Origin of the sequence: Lysinibacillus sp. JK80, assembly GCF_027557635.1 — a bacterium.
GTDB lineage: Bacteria > Bacillota > Bacilli > Bacillales_A > Planococcaceae > Lysinibacillus > Lysinibacillus capsici.
This window is the reverse complement of record NZ_CP058997.1, coordinates 1,199,887-1,221,058: the sequence shown is the minus strand read 5'-3', so window position 1 is coordinate 1,221,058 and position 21,172 is coordinate 1,199,887. Positions and strand designations below refer to the sequence as shown.

Here is a 21,172-nt window from a genome sequence, read left to right as displayed (position 1 = left end):
GTTTTTCTATGACAAAAGTGGAATGGGTCATTTTTGATAAGGATGGAACAATCATAGAAATGGATTCTTTATGGATTGCCTGGGCCAAAAATTTATATGCTAATTTAACTGAAAATTCAGACTTAGAGATCTATTTTTCCTTACAAACTTTTTTAAGAAACATAGGGGTTAATGACAATGGAAAAACGATTGACCCAACGAGTCCTCTAGCTATTGGAAGTATACAAGAAGCCGAGACGATCGTGGCGTTCTTACTCTATCAGCAGGGAATCCCATGGAGCAGAGGGGTAACACTTGCGAGAGCAGCTTCCAACTTAGCCACATCGCAGCAGGAAAATAGCAAGGTACAGGCATTACCAGGTATTCGTAATCTCTTAATAACCTTAAAAAATAAAGGGATGAAATTAGGGGTGATTACAGCTGATCAAACGGCACGAGCCAAATCACATTTACAACAGCTAGAGTTATTAGCTTTGTTTGATTTCGTTCTAGGAAGTGACCAAGCTACATCCAGTAAGCCCTTCCCAGACTTAGCATATGTGGCAAAGGAACAATTTCAAGTATCGCTTGAGAAAGCCGTGATGATTGGCGATTCGAATGCAGATATGCTCTTTGCTAAAAATGCTGGCATGTGCTTTTCAATTGGCATCATTCCTAGTGCCACATACCCAAAGGAGTATTTACCTGATGCAACCGCAATTATTGAAGCGTATGACGAATCTGTTCTCACCATGCTAATCGAAAAGGAGTGAGCATATGGACAATCAGCTAATTGCCAAGATTACTGAATTGGTATTGGAAAAACTAACGCAAGGCTCTCAGCCTGAACAAGCTTCTAAAACGTTATCAAATGAGGAATTACAGGAATGGCAATCATTTCGATTAATAAAAGAAAACCAACATCAGACGCAGCAAACAACTGCCCCTGCATATGTAGCATTATCTACGCATGAATTACAGCATTGGCAAAGTCTGCACCAGCAATCATCAGGCACTGTCTCTGTAGCTAATTCGAGCGACTTAATTGCCCTAAAAAAATTTACATGACGGGAGGTTCGTCATATGGTGAGAGACCAAGATTTGGTTTCGATACAAGAGGCAAGAGACGGAATAGCAGCCGCTTCGATTGCGCAAAAAATGTATGCCAGCTTTACGCAAGAGCAGGTCGATCGAATTGTAGAGGCCATTGCCCAAGCTGCTTATAAACAGGCAGAAAATCTTGCTGTATTAGCTGTTACGGAAACAAAGATGGGCATTATTGAACATAAAAAAATAAAAAATGAGTTGGCTTCTCAAGGTGTCTATGAAGCCATTCGGCATGAAAAGACAATCGGCATTATACATGAGGATAGGATAGCAAGGCAGGTGGAAATTGCTTATCCATTCGGTGTTATTGCGGCAATTACACCTGTCACGAACCCGACTGCTACAGCCATTTTTAAAACGCTAATTGCCTTAAAGTCGCAAAATGCCATTGTCTTTAGTCCTCATCCAACAGCAGTCAACTGCACCATCGAGGCATTGAAAATTTGTCAGCAGGCAGCCGTTCATGCAGGAGCACCAGAGGGACTTATTCAATGGATTAGCCATCCAACAATAAAAGGAACAGAGGAACTTATGCATCATCGTGATGTACAGCTAATTTTAGCAACTGGTGGAGCAGGGCTTGTCAAAGCTGCCTATAGCTCAGGGAAACCAGCCTATGGTGTTGGCCCTGGGAATGTTCCTGTCTATATTGATCGCACAGCAAATGTGAACGAGGCAATGAAGCAAATTATCGATAGTAAATCATTTGATAATAGTACGATCTGTGCCACAGAACAAGCTATTGTCGTACATCAGGAGGTCAAAGCGCAGGTGATGGCTGCTTTAGCAGAAAATGGGGCCATCCTTCTAAGTGGGCAGGACAAGGAAAAATTAGCAAAGGTGATTTCACCAGTAGCTCGTACATTAAATAGCCAAATTGTTGGAAAGCCAGCAACCGTAATAGCCCAAATGGCTAATATTGATGTCCCTCGACATACACGCGTATTAGTCGCGGAGGAACATCAGATTGGGAAGGAGTATCCATTTTCCATGGAGAAGCTTTCTCCCATCCTAGGTCTTTATACGGCTCGTTCTCAGGAAGAAGCCGTAAAGATTTGCCGTCGCTTGCTTGACGTTGGAGGGAGAGGACATAGCCTAGCTATTCATGCACAGGACGAACATTTTGTTAAGCAGTTTGCCGCTCAAATGCCCGTGTCCAGAATATTAGTCAATACTTTAGCATCTGTTGGGGCTGCAGGCGGTACGACAAGTTTAACGCCTTCCTTTACATTGGGCTGTGGGGCCTATGGGGGAAATATTACGAGTGATAATATTTCTGCACATCATTTATTAAATAAAAAAAGAGTGGCCTATGGTGTGAAGGCACTAACGATTCCACCCCCAAAGCATCCACAAAATATACAGGCTCCAGCGATGCAAGCAATTGAAGGGGTGTCTATTGACAGGTTGTCCATTGAAAAGATTGTAGAGGAAGTACTCACAAAGCTAAGTAATTAGAGGAGGAAAAGGAAATGAGCGTAGAGATAAATGGAGCTTTAGGCATGATTGAAACAAGAGGCTTAATCGGATCAATTGAGGCGGCAGATGCCATGGTAAAGGCAGCAAACGTCAATATTGTAGGGAAAGTACATGTTGGTGGCGGCATTGTGACGGTGCTGGTGACAGGTGATGTCGGGGCAGTCAAGGCAGCGACGGATGCAGGCTCTGAGGCCGCACGTCGGGTAGGTGAGCTATTATCGGTACATGTTATTCCACGCCCTCATTCAGAATTATACGCAATTTTACCTAAGTGAAAAGTGAGGGATTGTGATGACAAACAATCAAATACATGCCACTGAAGTTACAAATCAAATTATCCCGATTGCGATATCTGCCCGTCATTGTCATGTTAATGAGGAGGATTTCTATTATTTATTTGGTAGAGACGCAGCGTTACAGAAATGGAAGGAACTTTCCCAGCCAGGTCAATTTGCTTCACAGCATGTTCTAACGATTAAGGGACCCAAAGGCCAAATTGACAAGGTTCGGGTTTTAGGCCCATTTCGCACTGCAACCCAAGTCGAAATCAGTCAAACGGATGCCATCAAGCTTGGTGTAACACCACCGATTCGTATGTCAGGCGACTTAGAAAAATCTGAATCAATCACATTGATTGGACCTCATGGAACTCTCCATAAAACACAAGGATTGATTATTGCACAAGCACATATTCATATGGCTGTATCCAATGCTGCTGCCTTCAATGTCCAAGATAAGGAAATCGTGACGGTTGAAATCTGTGGGGATGGACGTCAGCTCCGATTAATGAATGTGGTTGTGCGTGTCTCCTCAGCATTCGTCCTTGAGATGCATGTAGATACAGATGAAGCGAATGCCGCCGCTCTTCAACAGCATACAATTGGCAAGCTTATCAAAATGGAGTGACAGGTATGGATATAAAAGAATTACAGAGAATCATCGAAGAAGTAGTCATATCGATGATGGATAAAAAGCATAAAAGACTTTTGCTTGTCCATTCTCATACGACCATTTCTAAGAAACAGGTGGACGTATTACAAAGCTATTGCCATGTTGAGGAGTGGCAGGCAAATGAAACCACAAGTCCCACTCAGCTATTCTACGATGCTATTGTTTTTCTCGAAGTGGATCAAGCATTTATCGTCAGCAGTGCCCAAGGCTTGCCTACTACACCGGCAGCCTTGTACCTGTCTGAGTTGCTGGTTAGCAATCAAACAGCAATTTTAATTCCAAATGAAAAATTATCTGCTGTTGTCACAGCAAAGGAACCGAATCCTTACATGAAAATGTTGCTGCATCATATAGAGCGCTTAAAGGAGTTTGGCTGTGACATTCAGTTATTTGCACAGCTTATTCGATTTTTAAAGCAGCAAGAGGAACCGGCTCGTTCGACTATAGTGGCAAACTATTTGACAGCAGAGATGCTTCAATCGTACAAGGGGCAACGGCTGACACTACCTGCCCACACAAAACTTACACCACTAGCACAAGAAATGATTCAGGAAAAAGGGATGACGATACAAAGATATTAGCAGGAGTGTTGTTACATGATGAAATCGATTGGTATTGTGGAGACAAGAGGACTTGCGATTTCAATACGAATCGCAGATGCTATGCTTAAAGCAGCGGATATTCGAATACTTCGACAAGAAACCATCGATTTGGCTCTAGTAACCATTGCCATTGAAGGGGACACAGCGGCCATTCAGGAAGCGATAGCCATTGGTACACAACTAGCTAAAGCAGCCAATCAATGGATTGCCTCTTCAACTATTTTAAGGCCAGATATCGCGGTGAATGGATTAGTAACAGAAATTGCGAAAAAGCCAAGTACTTAAAATGAATAAAAGGAAAGGTGGAGGAACGAGTTGAAGGTCGATTTAACAGGGAAGGTTGTCATAGTTACTGGTGGTAGTAAAGGAATTGGGAAGGGGATTGCTACCGTATTTGCTGAACAGGGTGCTCATGTGGTGATTGCAGCAAGAGGTATGGAAGCTGCCACAGATGTAGCAAATCAATTACAAGCGCAAGGATTCTCCGCTTCTGCTGCCACTGTTGATGTTGAAAACTATGAATCTGTTGAAAGCATGGCTACGGAGGTTGCTAGCTCTTTTGGTTCCATCGATATTTTATGTGCCAATGCTGGTATATTTCCCTCGAGGAAACTAGAGGACATGACGACGGACCATTGGGATCAGGTATTAAATGTCAATGCCAGAGGAACGATGTTTGCTGTCAAAGCTTGCGTGCCCCATTTAAAGAAAGCGAATGCTGGCAGGGTCATTATTACCTCGTCGATAACGGGTCCAGTGACTGGCTATGCTGGATGGACACATTATGCCGCAAGTAAGGCAGCTCAATTAGGGTTTATGCGGACTGCGGCTCTTGAATTAGCACCCTATCATATTACGGTCAATGCCGTGTTACCAGGAAATATCGCAACAGAAGGCTTAGATGGTCTTGGTGACACCTATCTACAGAAGATGGCGAAAGCGATTCCATTTGGCAGCCTTGGTCGTGTGGAGGATATAGCGTATGCTGCATTGTTCCTTAGTAGTAAGGAGGCAGGCTTTATTACGGGTCAATCGATCATTATTGATGGTGGCCAAACATTACCTGAAGATGCAGAGGCATTTTAATAGAAGGAGGGATACGAAATGAATTTAGGCGCATTAGGAATGATTGAAACAAAGGGCTTAGTGGGCTCTATTGAAGCAGCTGATGCAATGGTCAAGGCTGCCAACGTGAATATTGTGGGTAAAGTCCATGTGGGTGGCGGTATTGTCACGGTGCTTGTTCGTGGGGATGTAGGGGCTGTGAAAGCCGCAACAGATGCAGGAGCAGCAGCTGCACAACGTGTTGGAGAGCTATTATCTGTACATGTGATTCCGCGACCACATGCAGAATTGGAAGCGATTTTAAAAATGCAATAATGAGTGAGGTGGCTATATGAATGAACAAGCAATAATAAAAATTGTTAATGATGTCATAGCCGAATTACTACCTAAAAAAGAAGCAGCTCCTACACCCAATGAAATTCCTATAGGTATCTCAGCAAGGCATATTCATTTACAACAAGAGCATGTCGAGCAGCTATTTGGCAAAGGTGCTACGCTGAGTGTAAAAAAAATGTTAGCTCAACCCGGTCAGTTTGCAGCACATGAAACGCTACAGGTGGTGGGACCAAAAGGAAGCATCCAAAATGTACGTGTATTAGGTCCAGCTCGCACCTTCACACAAATTGAAATTAGTCATACAGATGCCATTTCCCTAGGAATTCAACCACCTTTGCGTGAATCGGGAGAAATTGCTGGCTCAGCTAGCTGTATACTGGTAGGACCTAGAGGAAGTTTGATTTTACAAGAAGGGGTCATTATCGCACAAGCACATATTCATATGGCACCTGCTGATGCACAGCAGTTAGGGGTTCAGAACGGTCAATCCGTCTCCGTTAAGGTGCAAGGGCGACGTCCCATTACCTTTGAGAAAGTGAAAATTCGTGTGGCTGATCACTATCATTTAGAAATGCATATTGATACAGATGAAGCAAACGCAGGCTTCATCCAACAGGGTGAAACGGGTACAATTATAACAGGCAAGATGGCAGGTGAGCCTTACAATAACTTAGTCAGTCCTCCAATTAAAATTAACCACAAGATTATAACGGCAAATGATGTAAGCCGTTATCAAGGTGAGACAGTGATAGTCCCCAAAGAGGCAAGGTTGACGGCACTGGCGAAGGAGGCCGTGGAAAAATTAGAAATTGAACTTCAGTTTCACGAAAAAGGATGAGGATGCATGCGGATAGGAACAGTGGTCGGAAATATCTGGGCAACACGTAAAGAGGAAGGGCTACAGGGATTGAAATTACTCATTATCCAGCCAATAAAGCTGGATGGTCAACTGAGTGATGAACAAATTGTTGCGGCAGATCGTATAGGTGCAGGTGTTGGAGATAACGTCATTTTAACAATGGGCAGTGCTGCTGTACGAAGTTTTTCTACGTCCAGTATTTGTCCAATTGATGCCATTGTTGTTGGCATTATAGATGGCACAGATGAATCGTGAGGTGAGCAAAGTGACAGAAGCGATAGGAATGATTGAAACGTATGGCTTGATTGGCTCCATTGAAGCTGCAGACGCCATGCTAAAGGCAGCCAATGTCCAATTAGTGAAACAGGAGCTAGTAGACGGTGGTATCGTAACCATTATTGTCGAGGGAGATGTTGGTGCAGTACAGGCTGCGGTTGATGCTGGTAAAGCGGCAGCAACGCGAACGAGCAAGCTACTAAGCGCACATGTAATTCCACGAGCAGCCAATGAAGTATTCACAGCGATTATTGATGAAACACAGCCGATAAAAGTGACGGAGGCAGCAGCCAAAAAAACAAGCACTCGCCAGAAGCCTCAACAAACAAAACTTGTAGAGGATGAGCAGGCAGATAAGTAGTCGATGAATCTATGTCGTTAGGAGGGGGAGGCAAATGAGCTTTAGGCGACCCAAAATCGCCATCATTGGCGCTGGACATACAGGTGCAACCGTAGCGTTAATGGTCGCACAGAAACAGATCGGGGATATTGTGCTTATCGATTTACCAGACTTCGAAAATGCTGCGAAAGGGAAGGCATTAGATATTCTCCAAGCTGGACCAATAGAAAGATTTAACGTACAGGTGACGGCTACTTCAAAGTATCAGGAAATAGCTCATGCTGATATTGTGGTTATCACGGCAGGTATTGCAAGAAAGCCTGGCATGACACGGCAGGATTTAATTCATACAAATGCTGCAATCATCCGCACGGTAAGCGAACAAATCAAACGTTATGCGCCAACTAGCTATATTATCGTCTTAAGTAACCCTGTCGATGCTATGACCTATGTTTGTCTGGAAACAACGGGTTTTCCCAAAAATCGTGTCATGGGACAATCAGGTGTTTTAGATACAGCGCGCTTTAATACCTTTATCGCACAGGCTCTTCAGCTTGCTGTCGAGGATATATCGAGCTTCGTCTTGGGTGGACATGGCGATGAAATGGTGCCACTCGTTCGCTATACGTATGTCGGAGGAATACCATTAGAAAAATTAATGCCACAAGCACAGATTGAGCAATTAGTGGAGCGAACGCGAAAAGGTGGAGGCGAAATTGTCGCCCTACTTGGCAATGGCAGTGCTTATTATGCCCCAGCTGCCGCCATTGTCCAAATGATTGAAGCGATTGTGAAGGATCAACGGAAAGTAATGCCCATCATTACGTATTTACAGGGCGAATATCAAGTAGACAATGCCTGCATTGGTGTCCCTGTTGTTTTAGGGGGAGCTGGTATTGAAAGTGTAATTGAATTGCATTTAAACGAAGAGGAACAGCAAGCATTTAATCATTCGGTTCACCAAGTTTATCAAACATTAGCCTATATCAAATGATGCGAGCGCATGACACCATCTAATAGTGGCATGTATTAGATGGTAGTGTACATAGTTGAGGCACCTTACGATGTTGTAAAGGTGCTTTTTGTTGTGCAAAATTTTCTTTTAATGGAAGATCGTTTTCTGTACAATTAAAAAAGTTACTACTGATGCACAAAGGAGGATACGATGAAACAAGCACTCATCATTATCGATATACAGGAGGCTTTCTTTCTAGATGGCCAGCAAAATCTTTGGAATAGTGAAGCTATTATCAAAAATATTAATGCCTCCATTACATGGGCACGGCGCAACGAAGTACCCGTTATTTTTATTCAGCATACAGACGCAGATGATGTGGATTTTGCATTAGGTCAACCAGGCTGGGAACTGTATCATGGATTACTTAGACAGGCGGAGGATCAAGTGATTCAAAAAACAACGTGGGACGCTTTCTATCAAACGGAGCTTGCAGCTTATTTACAAGCGCATCACATCGACCAATTGATTTTCGCGGGTGCTCAAACAGAGTTTTGTCTTGATACAACAATCCGTAGTGCTTTTAGTCATGGCTACCATCATAATATTTTAATAGAAGATGCACATAGCACCTTAGATAGTAATGTACTGGCAGCACCACAAATTATTCAACATCACGAATCCATTTGGCATAATCGTTTTGTGCGGATTCAGTCAATTGGAGGATTCCAACATGCTGATTGATCAGAAAGAGCTCCAGATAAAAGAGCTATCCTATACAATTCGCTGTGCCCGACGCGAAGATGCCCAAGCCTTATCAGATTTACGCTTGCAATTAGACGGTGAAACGGAAAACTTCGATCGTGAACAGGGCGAGGCATTGATTGATCGAGCAGGCTTTGAGCAGCTTATTCAACAGGATAGCGAAAGCTCAAAAAATTTATGTTTAGTAGCGGTTGTCGGTGATCGGATCGTTGGGTTCTCAAGATGTGAGGGCTCTCCACTCAAAAGGCTTGCCCATAAAGTAACCTTTGGTGTTGGAGTCAGTAAAGAGTTTTGGGGCTATGGCATAGGAAAAGCCTTGCTGCAAGAATCCATTGATTGGGCAGATGCCAATGGTATTCGCAAAATAGCACTAGAAGTGTTAGAAACCAATGAGAAAGCGATACAGCTCTATAAAAAAATGGGCTTTTTAGTGGAAGGCATTCTGAAAAATGATAAATGCCTTGCAGATGGCAGGTTCTATCACACGATCATTATGGGAAGATGGCAGGAATAGCATCGGAGAAGGAATTTAAAACAGCATGACAAATTTTATGTATATCTTTTGTTTGATTGTCTGGGGTCTTAATTTTATTGCAGTCAAAATTCAAGGAACGCCAGTCAGTTTAGAATTATCTTTAACCTATCGTTTAGTCATGACAGCCCTTTTATTTTTCATCCTTGCTTGGTTCTTGAAGCCACAGGGTAAACCACAACAGGGCGACGTACCTTTTATCATCGTTTTTGGCGTTTGTAATTTTGCATTCAGCTATTTAGCGCTGTATTATGCGACGATATGGAGCTCGGCTGCTATTGTCACATTAATTTTTTCATTAAAAGTTATACTAACACCCATCGCCCTACGGATATTTCTCAAGGAGCCATTGCATCGTCGTGTTTTAATTGGCGGTATTTTAGGCGTCATCGGCGTGGGGGTGCTGATTTATCCATCTTTACATAATATGGAGTTAAAAGGAGTGTTAATTGCCTTCGTAGGGACTATCCTAACAGCCATTGGGGATGCAAGCTCTGCCCGAAATGCCAAGCATCAAATCAACCCGATTTATGCGAATGCCATTGGTTTTGCAGTGGGTAGTGCAGTCATGTGTGCCATTGTTTGGCTACAGGGACAAACAGTCGTAATACCCAAATCCTTTACCTACTTATCAGCGCTCTTGTATTTAACGCTTATTGCATCCTTTTTCGCATGGTTATTTTACTTAAAACTAGTCGAACGAATTGGAGGGGCAAAAAGTGGCTATATGGTTGCATTATTCCCCGTGATTGGTGGTATTGCGTCTGTTGTCATTGGCGAATCAACACTCAGTATTTATTTAATTTTAGGCTGTCTTTTTAGCTGTATTGGGGCTGCGATTGCCTTAGGCTTTAAAATTAAGCCTATTTTACGATGAACGAAAACCCCTTTCCCTTCATAAACTAGAGAAGAACGCTTGAAAAGGGTGAGGGACAAAATGTCATTCGTTCCATTGAATGCAATGGGTATTTTGAGAGAAAAAGATGAGGATCACTGGGACATTGATCGCTGGGAAAATGATGGTGGCAGAAGCCTAGAGGCGTAAGGGAGACAGAAATTTGTCTCCCTTTAAATATTTTTGAAACCTTTTGATCGAATGCTCGTATGATAAGTAGATAAGTTTTCATTGTTAGCTATAAAAAAAGGGAGAAATGATTTTTTTGAACCATTGAACAAAACGATTACTATTCATTATTTACGTGATTGTCATTGCGGATGCGTATTACACAACGCTCTATATTGAACCAAAAACACCGCCGCAACACCAAACCATCAAAGCAACAGCCATCACGGTAGACCAACTACGGTAGCAAGCCTCACAAAAGGAAGCGGACAACCCGTCGTTTGAAGCCTTTTTGCTTCAAGCAATTTCTTCAAAGCGTGGTCCAGGAATTGGTGATGCAAGAAATATTCGTAGAAGCACGAACTCCAAAGCGTGTCTATTTACATTATCAACAGCTACGTTGCTGACACCCTGTACATTTACAGGGTTTTTTTAATAGGAGGAGCAAAATATGAGTATGACAACCTATATAGGCTTCAATTTTCCAGTTGAAATACAGGATGACTATACAGAAAATGAAGTTGACATAAATTATTTTTTCTCGGTAAAAGAGAATCGCCAAATTGTACAGGCAAAGCATTTTACAACACCCTATGTATATGAAATCGAAACAAAGGGAGAGCCCATTTGGCAAATGCATAACGAAAATAAAGTGTATTCCCCCCATAACTATGAAAAAGCCAAAAGAACTTTTCACCATGTATGTGACTTTCTAAAAAAATTCCTTCCCAAAGGAGATTATTGCGAAATCTACATTTGCTGGATAGGAGAAGAAGGAGAGGAACATGAGAAAAAACTGGCACTTCTGTTAGACCAACTGTCAGTAGATGAGGTAGAAATAGTTGAGAAATGTTTGCTGATGGTGAGAAATTAAAATCTTCATAAAGTAAAAGATTGAAGCAATAAGCCTCAATCTTTTTTCTGTTTGCTAGGAAGCTGATAGCCCTCTAAGTCTGGAATAAATTCTTGTGGGTCAATAGATACATTCACTTCAAGCCTTTCTGGATGAACATAGCTTGTCAGCTCACCATTTTGGTCATATGTTTCACTTTTAACGAGAATCCCAGTATCTTTATCCACCCAAAAACGAAACGCTTCTGTCGTGCCTTTTAAATTTTCACTATTTGTCACCGTTTCATCCATTTTCCCAGCTAATACGATTGTATTATGACCTAACAACGCTTCATTTTGTTTTTCAATCTCCCAATGCTCCATATTTCTTAAATAACTAGCAGCTTTCTCATAAGCGAATAACGACATACTTGAACTTCCAAATGAAGGTCTTTCTCTCAATTTATTATATGAAATAGGCGGATATTTCAAGTCAATACTAAAAGCTTGCTCAGGAGTAACTACGTCTCGTTTTGATTTCTGTTTCGTTTCACTAACTGTATAAACTTTTTGTCCATAAAGTGCTGTATATTTTAACCAGCTCTTTCTGTTGTTATAAAAGTACTCCTGTGTATCGTTCTTGATTCCCGTCGTGTTATCATCTAAAGCGATTATTTTTTCATAGCCTCCAACTTCTTTTTTGGTACTTACTTTATAAGTAACACCCAATGTTCTAGTGGAACCGTCTTGAGAAATTTTATGTTCTTCAAATTTTCCAGCTGCTGAGTGAAAATAATCAATCGAATTTAATAATTTACTCACGACATCCTCTTTCGTCATATCCCCGTAAAATTCTTCTTGGATCGGGGGATGATAAAGAGTAGTTTCCATTATAGGTTCTTGTGAACGGTCTCCCTTATCAACTGGTTGTACTGTCAGCTCCGTGACCATAAAATAGCTAGCTCCTATAAGAAAAAAACCAATGACTGCTATAGGTAACAAATGATTGAAAATGGATTGGAATTGGGGCTGTTTCTTGTAATCTTTTCGAAGCCTCTGCCTTACTTTTTCTTTATGTTTCTCATTAAAATGAATGTCCTGGAATGCCGTGTCATCCAATGCCTTGCCTATATTTTTAAACATATCATTCATTTATCTTGCACCCTTCCATTGATTTTTTGAGCATAAGTCGAGCCCTATGAAGTCGAGACTTAATGGTTTGTAAACGCAAATCTAACAAATCAGCTATTTGGTTATAGGACAGCTCTTCATAATAATAGAAAATAATGAGTTCTCGGTATCTTATTGGTAGAGCAAGGATTTTTTCAGAAAGTAATCGTTTATCCTCCTGTCCGACTAATTCCAACTCAGGGGATTGACTAGTACTCTTAATTTTTGAGAAAAATTCTGTCAGAACAATATTTCTATAAGACCAGCTTTTTAATTTATCTTTACATAGATTGACAGTAATTCGATATAACCATGTTTTATAGGAAGATTCATTCCTGAAATTATCTAAATGCTCATAGCACTTTATAAACACTTCTTGCGCAATATCTTCCGAAAGCTGCTTGTGCTTCATATACGTAAAGGCAAGACGTGCTATGTCATCTCCGTATGCCTTCATCAACCATTCAAGCCTCTCCTCCTTACTACATTCACCGCTAACTTCTATTGATGTTCTCACATGTTCAAGCATCTTCCACACCCTTTCAATTATTAGACGGAGTTGGTGCCATTTGGTTGTAATCAATTTACTATAATAACGAGTGATTTGTAATAGCAGTAAAAGAGAGTATGAGAGATTTTTGTGTTATTATTCAATAGTAAAATGCTAATAAATGGTGAAAAAGGGGAGTAGTATGCATACACAATTCGAATTTACGGTTTTTCCTCAATTGGAAACAGAGCGTTTTATTTTACGAAAAGGGATAATGGATGATGGCCAAGATATTTTGAGACTTTATTCTAATGAAAATGTAGTGAAGTACCTGCCATTACCATTGTTTGCTTCAGTTGAAGATGCTATTGATGAAATCAATTGGTATGAGAAAATTTTTAAAGAACAAAAAGGCTTAAGATGGGTAATCGAGGAAATTCAGACCAACAAGGTGATTGGCACATGTGGCTATTTGAATTATGAAAAAGAGCATAATCGTATAGAAATTGGCTATGATTTAAACCCTGACTATTGGGGGAAGGGTGTGATGCAAGAGGCTTTAAGTTCGATCATCCACTTTGCCTTTACATCCATGGGAATCAATAAAATCGAAGCAAAAATAGAGCCAGAAAACACAGCATCTATCAAACTATTGGAAAAATTAAACTTTTCTCAAGAGGGTCTTTTGAGGCAACATGAATTTGAAAAAGGGAAGTATGTGGATCTCGCTATCTTTTCCCTATTGAAAAGTGAATATTAGGAGGTTAGGAAAGTCGCTCTCATCATGAGGGTGGCTTTTAATTTTGCTATTACTGCGAGATACATAGAGAATCAGCCATGTTAAACGTAACTTTTAAATGGAAAATATTATAAAAATTAACTAGTGTAAGGTATTATTATAATAAATGGCTAACCTTCTAAAGAGGGGTGAGAGAGATTAAGCTCGTAAATGTTGTATTGACAGGACTATTGATAAGTGGATTGTTAATAGGTTGTACCGAGGAAGGAGAAACGAAAGGGGAACAGGTAAAAACAGAAGAAACAACAATCAAACACGTAGCAGCAGTAAACCCTTCGAAAATCTGGAGTGATGTATCAACCCCTGAAGGCTTCAATAACTATGAGATTGAACCAACGTTGGAAGCTTGGATTGCCTATCATGCCCAAGATATTAACAAAACAACAGACGTAGACGAATACTATCTAAGGGCAGATCGTCTCACGAAGGAAATGCTATATTTTAGGGTTCAAGGGGAAGACCTTCAAAAGGATTTTGAAAATTTAAATGTACTGCAAATTTTGATGGGACATCTGGATTATGTAATATCGGTTGAGAAACAGCAAGGTCTTGATACAGCTGAGTCCTATGAAGAATTAACTAAGTGTTTTACGTATTTCACTGAATTACTTCACGATCTCAACGTAATCATCAATAACGATGGCAAGGGTGAAACATATGGGCTCACACACCAATTAGACGGGAGCAAGGTGGACGAACTCGAAAAACTTCTTTATACAGAAGCCAGAAAGGAGTAAAAGCTCAAAGTGAAATATTTATTAGCTATATTGAAGGGGGATATTTTGAATAATAAACAACTAATTCCTACAAATGAAATTAAAGAAGAGTTTGAGGCTATTTTATTAGAACATGCTAGTATTGCGCATTGTGAGATTAATTTAAAAAACGGCACGATCAAAAATAAACAACGATTAGACACCCGCTATGACGAATTTGCTTTGGATACTGTGAATAATGAATTTTGTTTTAGTCTAAAAGCTAATAATAGCATAAACTTTCATAGAATTAATCTTCAAACATTCAGTCAAATCAATGCAATAACATTAGACTTAAACAATTATTTTTCTTCTGAAGAACTTAAGGAGGAAAGCTATTATTCCAAGTTAATTTACCTCAATCATCAATATTTGTTGTATTTTATTACGAAAAGAGAAATGAACTATGGACGTCCTTTTTATCAATGTATTTTTTTGATAAACACTTCAACAGGAGAGATAAAACGATTAAATCCTTACCTTCCAAACGGAGATAATTTACTTAGATTAGATACGTCCAAAAACATCTATCTAAGCAATCATCACCATTTTTTACTATTAAAAACGGGGAGAATTAGACCCTATGAGAAACAAGCAATGTATAAAAGAGTAGATATTGAAAATCCTTATCATGACCACCTTGAATCGATTTACTTAATGGAGGTTTCAACTTTAATTGACCAACAAAATTTTAATAATGCGACATTACTATCTTTACTAAATTATTCAGGTGCTTCTGAAAACTTACGATATGAGAACAATGTTCTGTCATACGTAGTATCTGATTTTACTAACAATACTAAAGAGTTAATAAAACATGATTTGTTAGACGGGGATGTTTCAAAATTTCAAGATGACCAATTAATACGAGATTATTTAAATTATGATTTTGAAATATTACCAAACTACTATCATTATATCTCTAAATTATCTAAACAAGAAAAAAGTAATACATATAATTTGATTGACGATGAATTGTCGTTTAATTTAAAGCTGAATGAGATAAGCTGAGAGAATTTTAACTTGTTATAAGCATCTGTAATGGAGGATGAATACAATTATTACTATTCGGTAGTTTCGTTTTATAATGAAAATACGTTCCATTTAACCTATGATATGGAGAGATAGCTAAAAAGGTGGGAAGTTCATTTTGGAAAAAATCATTACATTAATTATTTTTACTGTACCAGGATTGATTACATATTTTTGGATTAATCTATTTGGAATTACACCTAGCACAAAAAGAAATAATAGTGAAGTAGCAGCAATTAGTATACTGTTGTGGATTCCAATAGTATGTATTGTTCTGATGTTTTATAATTTGCTTGCGTTTTATTCACGTTTGGAAACAATTCATCCTAGAACCTTTGATATACCAATTTTAAAAAAAAACTGGGGATATATTGATAGTTTAGAGGGTTTAACAAAACTATCAGGAAGTATATGGTTTATTCTATTTTATATTTTATTAACGGTTATCGTAAGTTTTTTCTTAGCAAAGCTCATTTCAAAGTTTGCTTATAAGAGAATGATTGATCAAGTAAATGAGGTTAGGAAGATGAATAATATTGCCCCTTTAGGAATACATACGACTGTATGGGATTCAATCTTTCTAAATAACACCGGTCAAATAATAGAGTATAAAAGATATGGGGAAACGGAGTCAATAAAGGGTTGCTTAATAAAAGTACCTCGAGCTCACGAAGTGGGAAAATCGATTGTGCTCGAGGCGGTAGAACATTGGACAAATATTATGGATTACTATGATGTTGAAATTGATCATACTTATGTAGACATAGATAATGGAATCGTTATAAATATCTACAATCTTACTAGAGCTCTTGAGGCACAAAGTGAGTTTAACCAAAGATTCCCTAATGGAATTACTTCTTAGGTGTTACAGGTCTTGATGGTTTGCTAGTATAAGATGGCTTATCGGCAGAATGAGTAACTCTATCTGATGGCAAACCACTAGGTTTAGAAATAGGTTTGCTAGCTGGTCTCTTTTCCATTTTATCACCTCCTTTTCCCTATTATAACAGGAAATTAATCCGTAAATTGTACTAGAGAAAAGAAGGCTACTTTTATTAGATCTAAAGAATTCTTTGAATTTCTATTAGTGACATATGATTCCATTCGCATTATGATTAGTGTGGAGGGAGGTGGAGGTTATGAATACTTTAAATAGGGATATTGATATTACAGAAGAAGATGTGAAATGGGTAAATGAACAAAAAGAATTACGTAGAAACTTAATTACTTTAATATATAAAAATCAGTTTCAAAAGCGTGAAAATTATTTAGAGTTTGATGAAAAGATTAAAACTGATAAAGAATTTGCTTGTGCATTAGAGTACTTAAGTATGAAAGGCTTTATTAATCGAAATGGTGAAACTAAATTTAGTATAACTATTGAAGGAATAGAATTTTATGAAAGTTATGTTTTAGTTTTTGGAGAATAATGAACTTTAAGTCACATCTAACAAGGTGTGGCTTTTTGTTATGCGTTTTTTATGTATTTATTTAGATAACGTTTCTGCTGACAGTACCGAATATTTATGGTCCTGTCATGAGATTTCTTAGAAGAAAAGGAACTTCACAATAAATAGTATTAATAGAAGTTCAATGTACCTGAGCTTTACTTTAATGTATATTGGCATATTTTCACCACCTATGAAGTATATTATATCCATTTGTATAAATAGTATTCAGCCAGTGATACAACATTAAATAAGGACAGAAAAGTTAGTGATGCCAAGGCTTTGGGTCCTTCCTTGGAGGGAGGGGTTATGCGGGGCTAGCGACGCTCGCGGCTTGCCTATTTATATTTTAAAAATTTTACTTCGGAATTGTTAGTATAGAAATATTGAGAGAAAACGGAGCTAAAAATGTTTTACGAGTTATTGAACCCGAAGTGATGTTATATTGCAAAAAGTTTAACAATTTAAAGAGCAGAACGACTCGCTTTAATGATTATTGCGGAGAAAGAGAACAGGAAACAACAAATAGACCGTTTAGAGAGGGCATACGAGCGTTTTATATAAAGCCTCAGAAGGTGGATTATGAGCAGTTGCGCGAAATTATTGAAAAACACCTCACAACGATAGAGGCAGTTTATGAATCTGACACAAGGGCAGCCGAGGAACGGACAAAAGAGATCAGTGCAAAGATTGATGGACTAGTGCCTAAAACGAAGTATTAGGACCGGTGTAGTGCTTCCTGAATGTAAGAGTACATGTTAAGAAATGACAGAATAGAACTACATAAGAAGAGATATTGTGATAAATATCAATGAGGCTAATACAGTAGTACAAAAATTAAAAATCACTTACTTTTCAGTATGAAAAAGCAAGTGATATTTTTATTTTTAGTTAAAGAGGTAACTAAATTAAAGGAAAATATTACAATCTATAGAATATGGAGTATGGTAGGATGAAATTTATAACAGGGTAATTAATATCTGTAATATGAATTTCTTAAACTAAACATTTAAATAAGACAAAGATAGGAGATCTAGAATGATAAATAATTATACTTTATATTATCCAACAATTGAGTTTAATAATCCAAAATGGTTGTGGTCTGCAGCATTAATATGGGATCGAGTATATAGAATTGTTCCAAATGATTATCAACCCAAAGATAGTAAAAATATTAAAGAACTAATATCAAATAGTGATTTTATATCGAACATTGATCCTAGTGTATATTCATCAAAAGCATGTGAAGAATTTATAAAGGGGTGCAAGAAGGAAACTTGGTGGGCAGCGGCACTAGATAATTCAAACTATACAAAAAAAGAGTATGTAAAACTGCACAAAGATAAGGCTGATGTAAAATTACGTGAAATGATACTTGCTAAAGATACAAAAAATAATGATTGGATTAATGTCCCACACGATATGGCTTCAATATATATGTTATTTTTAGCGAATTACATTGCAAAAAGAAATGACATATCTTTATCTACAGATTATGCAGAAGCTTGGTGTGGATCTAACTTTTTTCAATATGATGGGAATATTTCGGATTATGAACACGAATCACAAACTCAATTAGCGTGCTTAACGATTAATAATTTTATACCAATTAATATAATGGATATTGAGCCAAGAGATTTAATTAAATTCAGAGAAAAACGAAAAGATGAAAGACATCGATTTTTCAACAGTATTAAGGAATTGAGTGTTAAAATATCAGCATGTGAAGATGAGCAAATAATCAGAGATATTTTTGAAGATCACATTAAAGAAATAAAAGAATCTGAAAGAGAGTATAAGAAAAGTATGCTTGATATTAAAGTTTTGGGATGGATGGGAGTTAGGAGTTTAATGGTTCCAGCGCTACTTCCAGTAATGCAACAGCTAGTTACTATGTCTGATACTACAAATCAACACATGGTAAAATTAGGATTAGGGATAGGTGTGATTGGAGCATTTTGGGAAGGTAGGACAAAAATTAGAAAGGAAAGGAAAAATTATGAATGTGATTATCTTTTACAGTTGTCTGCCGCAAGTTCAAGAAATTATACGCACAATCTAAGTAGTAATTTACATGAGGGATATCAGATGTACCTAAATGATAATCTAAATCATTTTTGAGGGACTGAGAGTATTATATCTGATGGAGAGCAACACGGTAATTATGGTTTATATTGATATAGAATCATCTGTATATTCATAATTCTATATTATAACTACATGTTTTCTATACGCTCATTAGACTAATTTCAAAGAATTTTTAGCAGCAATAACAATGGCATTTATAACTAATGGACAAGTATAGAATATATAGAAGACCACTCAGTGTGATGAGTGGTCTTACTTATGTAGTCCAAATATACAGTGGTAATAGAAAGTATCGGGGAATAATCGTGAAATAATCTTTATACTTTGTGAATAGTTTTTTTATGTGAGACCATCCAGTTGAACAACTCTTTATATTTGAGATATGTGCTTTAAGGGAGCTGGCCCTAAATCAATAATTTTTATGATTTGAACACGGGTTACAGTTCCTTTTATTAAATTTTTAAGGAATGGATAGACATGTCCAACATAGTCATCTAAAGATTTACACTCAAGATTGGTTTGCATACGAATAAGAAATTTAACTTCACAATCGGTATAATTTTCTCCGTCAAGGATTCTGGTGTTTGACCTTAAGACTTTTATTGTTGCAGAATTATTTTCAACGATAGTATTGTTTTCAATTTTTGAATAACAGGAATCTATAGAGGCAATACCTACTACACCGATCATATAGTTCCTCCTTTGGCTATAATTTAGGTTCAAATCATATTTATTAAACGTTACTTTTTATTATGTAGTTAATTGTGGAAATAAAAAAGGAAGTAATAGTGATGAGCCCTTTATATAATTTATCATACTGTTCTGTTTAAGTTTCCAATAGTGTTTAAGCACAAACTTTTTTATAATGTTTTTTAGAAATGTATATATCTTCTATGTCAGAAATTTTGATAAATGTTTTCCCATTAGTGCTCACCCGAGGTGTTCCGTATACGATCACTGGAACCCCATTGTTCCATGAACCAGATTTATAAGGTAAATCACTCCAAATAATATCTGCCACAGTATCATCAAGTAGAATACTAAGGTTGTTGTTTGAGTTAGTATTTAGCCATATTCGTTTATTAGAATTTCTGATATATCCGCAATAAATACCTGATATATTATGAATAATCATTTTATCCCAATCAAAGAGTATGTCTTTTAATGGGAAACTTTTATTATTTACAGTGATATTCAACTTGGTATTATTTAAAGCACCTTCTAAATGCAGATTTAATATATTCCTTAAAGTTTTGCTTTTAGTTGTTTTTTTTGCAGGGTCAAGCGTAAAGGAATTTCTATTGTGCCCTTTTTTTGCACCAACATTCCCTGTTCCTTGCGTTTGAGTAACAGAACTGGATGTTGTGAAAAAATTCGTTTTCTTTAGTTTAATTTCATTTGGATTGACAATTATTTTAGACACTTTATTTTTTCCAGGGCTACTTGATATAGATTTTGATGAACTTTCCTTTGAGCACTTGCCAATATGATTTGCAGCAAAACAAGGCGGTTTGTTATCAGTGGAAGCTTTTCGAAAGCGTGCTTTTCCTTTACATTCAATACATTCTAAATGTTGTCTAAGAAATAATTTTTCTGGTTCTGGTAGTAAATTAAAATCGTAAGAATTATATCTAGTATTATTAAAAGTACAAAAAGCTATATCCATATTTTCCTCCTAGTATGTTTAGTGGTATATCCCCTTTGTTGTAATTTTATTGAAAAAATAAAAAACGGACAATCAAAAAGCGTTACTTTTTTTGTCCCACCGCAATGTCCTAGCGTATAAATGCTGAAACCTCATGCGGGAGTATGTCTTAAACGATGAAATTTGATTTTTTTCATTAATTCTTTTAATCGTTTAAAACATGCTATTAATAAATATATATATATTCAAGCAGCTGCAGAAATGTGGTTGCTTTTTATTATGGCCAAAAAACAGCCCTCATAATGAGTAGCTGTTTTATGTTTATTTTATCTACCAAATATTAAATGAAAATTATCATCCAAAAATTGAGCCATTTTACTAGCGTGGAAAGACCAGTTTTTGCCCCTTCCTTCAGGATAGTAGACAAAACCACCGTTATTAACATCTAAGATCTTTTTAAATCTTGGTGAATACAGAATGTTGTCCTTTATCCAACGCCACTCTTTTCCTACTCGTTTTTCTAAGTCTTTCATAGTCCAATACTGGCCACTTAACTTTTCTTGTTGCAAATGCTCAAATTCAACTTTGTTATGAGTACATATTCT

The 21,172-nt window shown here is 37.7% G+C and carries 30 protein-coding genes; 24 read left to right on the top strand and 6 right to left on the bottom strand.

Annotated features, from left to right (window positions below; all coding sequences use genetic code 11):
• Positions 1–8: 8 nt before the first annotated feature.
• The 17 genes from HXV90_RS06640 to HXV90_RS06560 all read left to right on the top strand — a co-directional run bounded on the left by HXV90_RS06640 (position 9) and on the right by HXV90_RS06560 (position 11,183).
• Complete coding sequence (locus HXV90_RS06640) at positions 9–752, top strand: HAD family hydrolase (protein WP_269898674.1); 744 nt, start codon at positions 9–11, stop codon at positions 750–752.
• A 4-nt stretch (positions 753–756) separates the two neighbouring features.
• Positions 757–1,047, top strand: a complete 291-nt coding sequence (locus HXV90_RS06635) for a hypothetical protein (protein WP_004229009.1) — start codon at positions 757–759, stop codon at positions 1,045–1,047.
• A gap of 15 nt (positions 1,048–1,062) precedes the next feature.
• Entirely contained in the window at positions 1,063–2,544 is a 1,482-nt protein-coding gene (locus tag HXV90_RS06630; RefSeq protein ID WP_269898673.1) for an aldehyde dehydrogenase family protein, read from the top strand.
• A gap of 14 nt (positions 2,545–2,558) precedes the next feature.
• Entirely contained in the window at positions 2,559–2,840 is a 282-nt protein-coding gene (locus tag HXV90_RS06625) for a BMC domain-containing protein (RefSeq protein ID WP_004229005.1), read from the top strand.
• Positions 2,841–2,856: 16 nt separating this feature from the next.
• Positions 2,857–3,471 carry a phosphate propanoyltransferase gene (gene pduL, locus HXV90_RS06620; RefSeq protein WP_269898672.1) on the top strand — a complete coding sequence of 205 codons (615 nt, stop codon included), beginning with the start codon at positions 2,857–2,859 and terminating at the stop codon, positions 3,469–3,471.
• A 5-nt stretch (positions 3,472–3,476) separates the two neighbouring features.
• On the top strand, positions 3,477–4,097 hold the full coding sequence (locus tag HXV90_RS06615) for a hypothetical protein (RefSeq protein ID WP_269898671.1): 621 nt from the start codon (positions 3,477–3,479) through the stop codon (positions 4,095–4,097).
• A gap of 15 nt (positions 4,098–4,112) precedes the next feature.
• The gene (locus tag HXV90_RS06610) at positions 4,113–4,403 is read left to right on the top strand and encodes a BMC domain-containing protein (protein WP_048390435.1); all 291 of its coding nucleotides are present in this window, start codon (positions 4,113–4,115) and stop codon (positions 4,401–4,403) included.
• Positions 4,404–4,433: 30 nt separating this feature from the next.
• Complete coding sequence (fabG, locus tag HXV90_RS06605; RefSeq protein WP_103117888.1) at positions 4,434–5,204, top strand: 3-oxoacyl-ACP reductase FabG; 771 nt, start codon at positions 4,434–4,436, stop codon at positions 5,202–5,204.
• An 18-nt stretch (positions 5,205–5,222) separates the two neighbouring features.
• Positions 5,223–5,498 carry a BMC domain-containing protein gene (locus tag HXV90_RS06600; RefSeq protein WP_048390439.1) on the top strand — a complete coding sequence of 92 codons (276 nt, stop codon included), beginning with the start codon at positions 5,223–5,225 and terminating at the stop codon, positions 5,496–5,498.
• A 16-nt stretch (positions 5,499–5,514) separates the two neighbouring features.
• Positions 5,515–6,357: a phosphate propanoyltransferase gene (gene pduL / locus HXV90_RS06595; protein ID WP_269898670.1), complete on the top strand. Its 843-nt coding sequence runs from the start codon at positions 5,515–5,517 to the stop codon at positions 6,355–6,357.
• Positions 6,358–6,363: 6 nt separating this feature from the next.
• A complete protein-coding gene (locus tag HXV90_RS06590) occupies positions 6,364–6,633 on the top strand; it encodes a EutN/CcmL family microcompartment protein (protein WP_016995124.1) in 270 nt (89 codons plus the stop codon).
• The gene (locus tag HXV90_RS06585; RefSeq protein WP_269899029.1) at positions 6,623–7,015 is read left to right on the top strand and encodes a BMC domain-containing protein; all 393 of its coding nucleotides are present in this window, start codon (positions 6,623–6,625) and stop codon (positions 7,013–7,015) included. The genes HXV90_RS06590 and HXV90_RS06585 overlap by 11 nt, the downstream gene beginning before the upstream one ends.
• 34 nt (positions 7,016–7,049) lie before the next feature.
• Entirely contained in the window at positions 7,050–7,988 is a 939-nt protein-coding gene (gene mdh, locus HXV90_RS06580; protein ID WP_048390446.1) for a malate dehydrogenase, read from the top strand.
• 171 nt (positions 7,989–8,159) lie between these two features.
• Positions 8,160–8,693, top strand: coding sequence for a cysteine hydrolase family protein (locus tag HXV90_RS06575; protein ID WP_103117891.1), 534 nt, complete (start codon positions 8,160–8,162; stop codon positions 8,691–8,693).
• The gene (locus HXV90_RS06570) at positions 8,683–9,228 is read left to right on the top strand and encodes a GNAT family N-acetyltransferase (protein WP_066037479.1); all 546 of its coding nucleotides are present in this window, start codon (positions 8,683–8,685) and stop codon (positions 9,226–9,228) included. The genes HXV90_RS06575 and HXV90_RS06570 overlap by 11 nt, the downstream gene beginning before the upstream one ends.
• Before the next feature lie 25 nt (positions 9,229–9,253).
• The gene (locus HXV90_RS06565; RefSeq protein WP_048390452.1) at positions 9,254–10,123 is read left to right on the top strand and encodes a DMT family transporter; all 870 of its coding nucleotides are present in this window, start codon (positions 9,254–9,256) and stop codon (positions 10,121–10,123) included.
• A 637-nt stretch (positions 10,124–10,760) separates the two neighbouring features.
• Entirely contained in the window at positions 10,761–11,183 is a 423-nt protein-coding gene (locus HXV90_RS06560) for a hypothetical protein (RefSeq protein ID WP_269898669.1), read from the top strand.
• Positions 11,184–11,218: 35 nt separating this feature from the next.
• Here HXV90_RS06560 and HXV90_RS06555 read toward each other — a convergent pair whose 3' ends face one another.
• Together HXV90_RS06555 and HXV90_RS06550 are read right to left on the bottom strand one after the other, a co-directional pair.
• The gene (locus HXV90_RS06555) at positions 11,219–12,292 is read right to left on the bottom strand and encodes a hypothetical protein (RefSeq protein ID WP_054550935.1); all 1,074 of its coding nucleotides are present in this window, start codon (positions 12,290–12,292) and stop codon (positions 11,219–11,221) included.
• A complete protein-coding gene (locus HXV90_RS06550) occupies positions 12,285–12,839 on the bottom strand; it encodes a sigma-70 family RNA polymerase sigma factor (protein WP_054550936.1) in 555 nt (184 codons plus the stop codon). Before HXV90_RS06550 ends, HXV90_RS06555 begins: the two co-directional genes overlap by 8 nt.
• A gap of 163 nt (positions 12,840–13,002) precedes the next feature.
• Here HXV90_RS06550 and HXV90_RS06545 point away from each other — a divergent pair, with 163 nt between their 5' ends.
• The 4 genes from HXV90_RS06545 to HXV90_RS06530 all read left to right on the top strand — a co-directional run bounded on the left by HXV90_RS06545 (position 13,003) and on the right by HXV90_RS06530 (position 16,248).
• Positions 13,003–13,560, top strand: coding sequence for a GNAT family N-acetyltransferase (locus HXV90_RS06545; protein WP_048390456.1), 558 nt, complete (start codon positions 13,003–13,005; stop codon positions 13,558–13,560).
• 167 nt (positions 13,561–13,727) lie between these two features.
• Positions 13,728–14,336, top strand: a complete 609-nt coding sequence (locus tag HXV90_RS06540; protein ID WP_269898668.1) for a hypothetical protein — start codon at positions 13,728–13,730, stop codon at positions 14,334–14,336.
• A 45-nt stretch (positions 14,337–14,381) separates the two neighbouring features.
• Positions 14,382–15,365, top strand: coding sequence for a hypothetical protein (locus HXV90_RS06535; RefSeq protein WP_269898667.1), 984 nt, complete (start codon positions 14,382–14,384; stop codon positions 15,363–15,365).
• A 139-nt stretch (positions 15,366–15,504) separates the two neighbouring features.
• Complete coding sequence (locus tag HXV90_RS06530; protein WP_269898666.1) at positions 15,505–16,248, top strand: hypothetical protein; 744 nt, start codon at positions 15,505–15,507, stop codon at positions 16,246–16,248.
• Here HXV90_RS06530 and HXV90_RS06525 read toward each other — a convergent pair.
• Positions 16,238–16,366 (bottom strand): hypothetical protein, encoded by a 129-nt coding sequence (locus tag HXV90_RS06525; protein ID WP_269898665.1) that lies wholly within the window; start codon positions 16,364–16,366, stop codon positions 16,238–16,240. The two genes, HXV90_RS06530 and HXV90_RS06525, sit on opposite strands and share 11 nt — an antisense overlap.
• A gap of 159 nt (positions 16,367–16,525) precedes the next feature.
• On the opposite strand from HXV90_RS06525, the gene HXV90_RS06520 reads away from it, so the two are divergent.
• From HXV90_RS06520 to HXV90_RS06510, 3 genes are all read left to right on the top strand, one after another.
• The gene (locus HXV90_RS06520; RefSeq protein WP_269898664.1) at positions 16,526–16,816 is read left to right on the top strand and encodes a hypothetical protein; all 291 of its coding nucleotides are present in this window, start codon (positions 16,526–16,528) and stop codon (positions 16,814–16,816) included.
• A 404-nt stretch (positions 16,817–17,220) separates the two neighbouring features.
• On the top strand, positions 17,221–17,556 hold the full coding sequence (locus tag HXV90_RS06515; protein WP_269898663.1) for a hypothetical protein: 336 nt from the start codon (positions 17,221–17,223) through the stop codon (positions 17,554–17,556).
• A gap of 316 nt (positions 17,557–17,872) precedes the next feature.
• Complete coding sequence (locus HXV90_RS06510; RefSeq protein WP_269898662.1) at positions 17,873–18,955, top strand: DUF6236 family protein; 1,083 nt, start codon at positions 17,873–17,875, stop codon at positions 18,953–18,955.
• A gap of 336 nt (positions 18,956–19,291) precedes the next feature.
• Here HXV90_RS06510 and HXV90_RS06505 read toward each other — a convergent pair whose 3' ends face one another.
• From HXV90_RS06505 to HXV90_RS23440, 3 genes are all read right to left on the bottom strand, one after another.
• Positions 19,292–19,612 (bottom strand): hypothetical protein, encoded by a 321-nt coding sequence (locus tag HXV90_RS06505; protein WP_269898661.1) that lies wholly within the window; start codon positions 19,610–19,612, stop codon positions 19,292–19,294.
• Positions 19,613–19,766: 154 nt separating this feature from the next.
• Positions 19,767–20,588 carry a hypothetical protein gene (locus HXV90_RS06500; protein WP_269898660.1) on the bottom strand — a complete coding sequence of 274 codons (822 nt, stop codon included), beginning with the start codon at positions 20,586–20,588 and terminating at the stop codon, positions 19,767–19,769.
• Positions 20,589–20,893: 305 nt separating this feature from the next.
• Complete coding sequence (locus HXV90_RS23440) at positions 20,894–21,100, bottom strand: DUF771 domain-containing protein (RefSeq protein ID WP_333474121.1); 207 nt, start codon at positions 21,098–21,100, stop codon at positions 20,894–20,896.
• Positions 21,101–21,172: the final 72 nt, after the last annotated feature.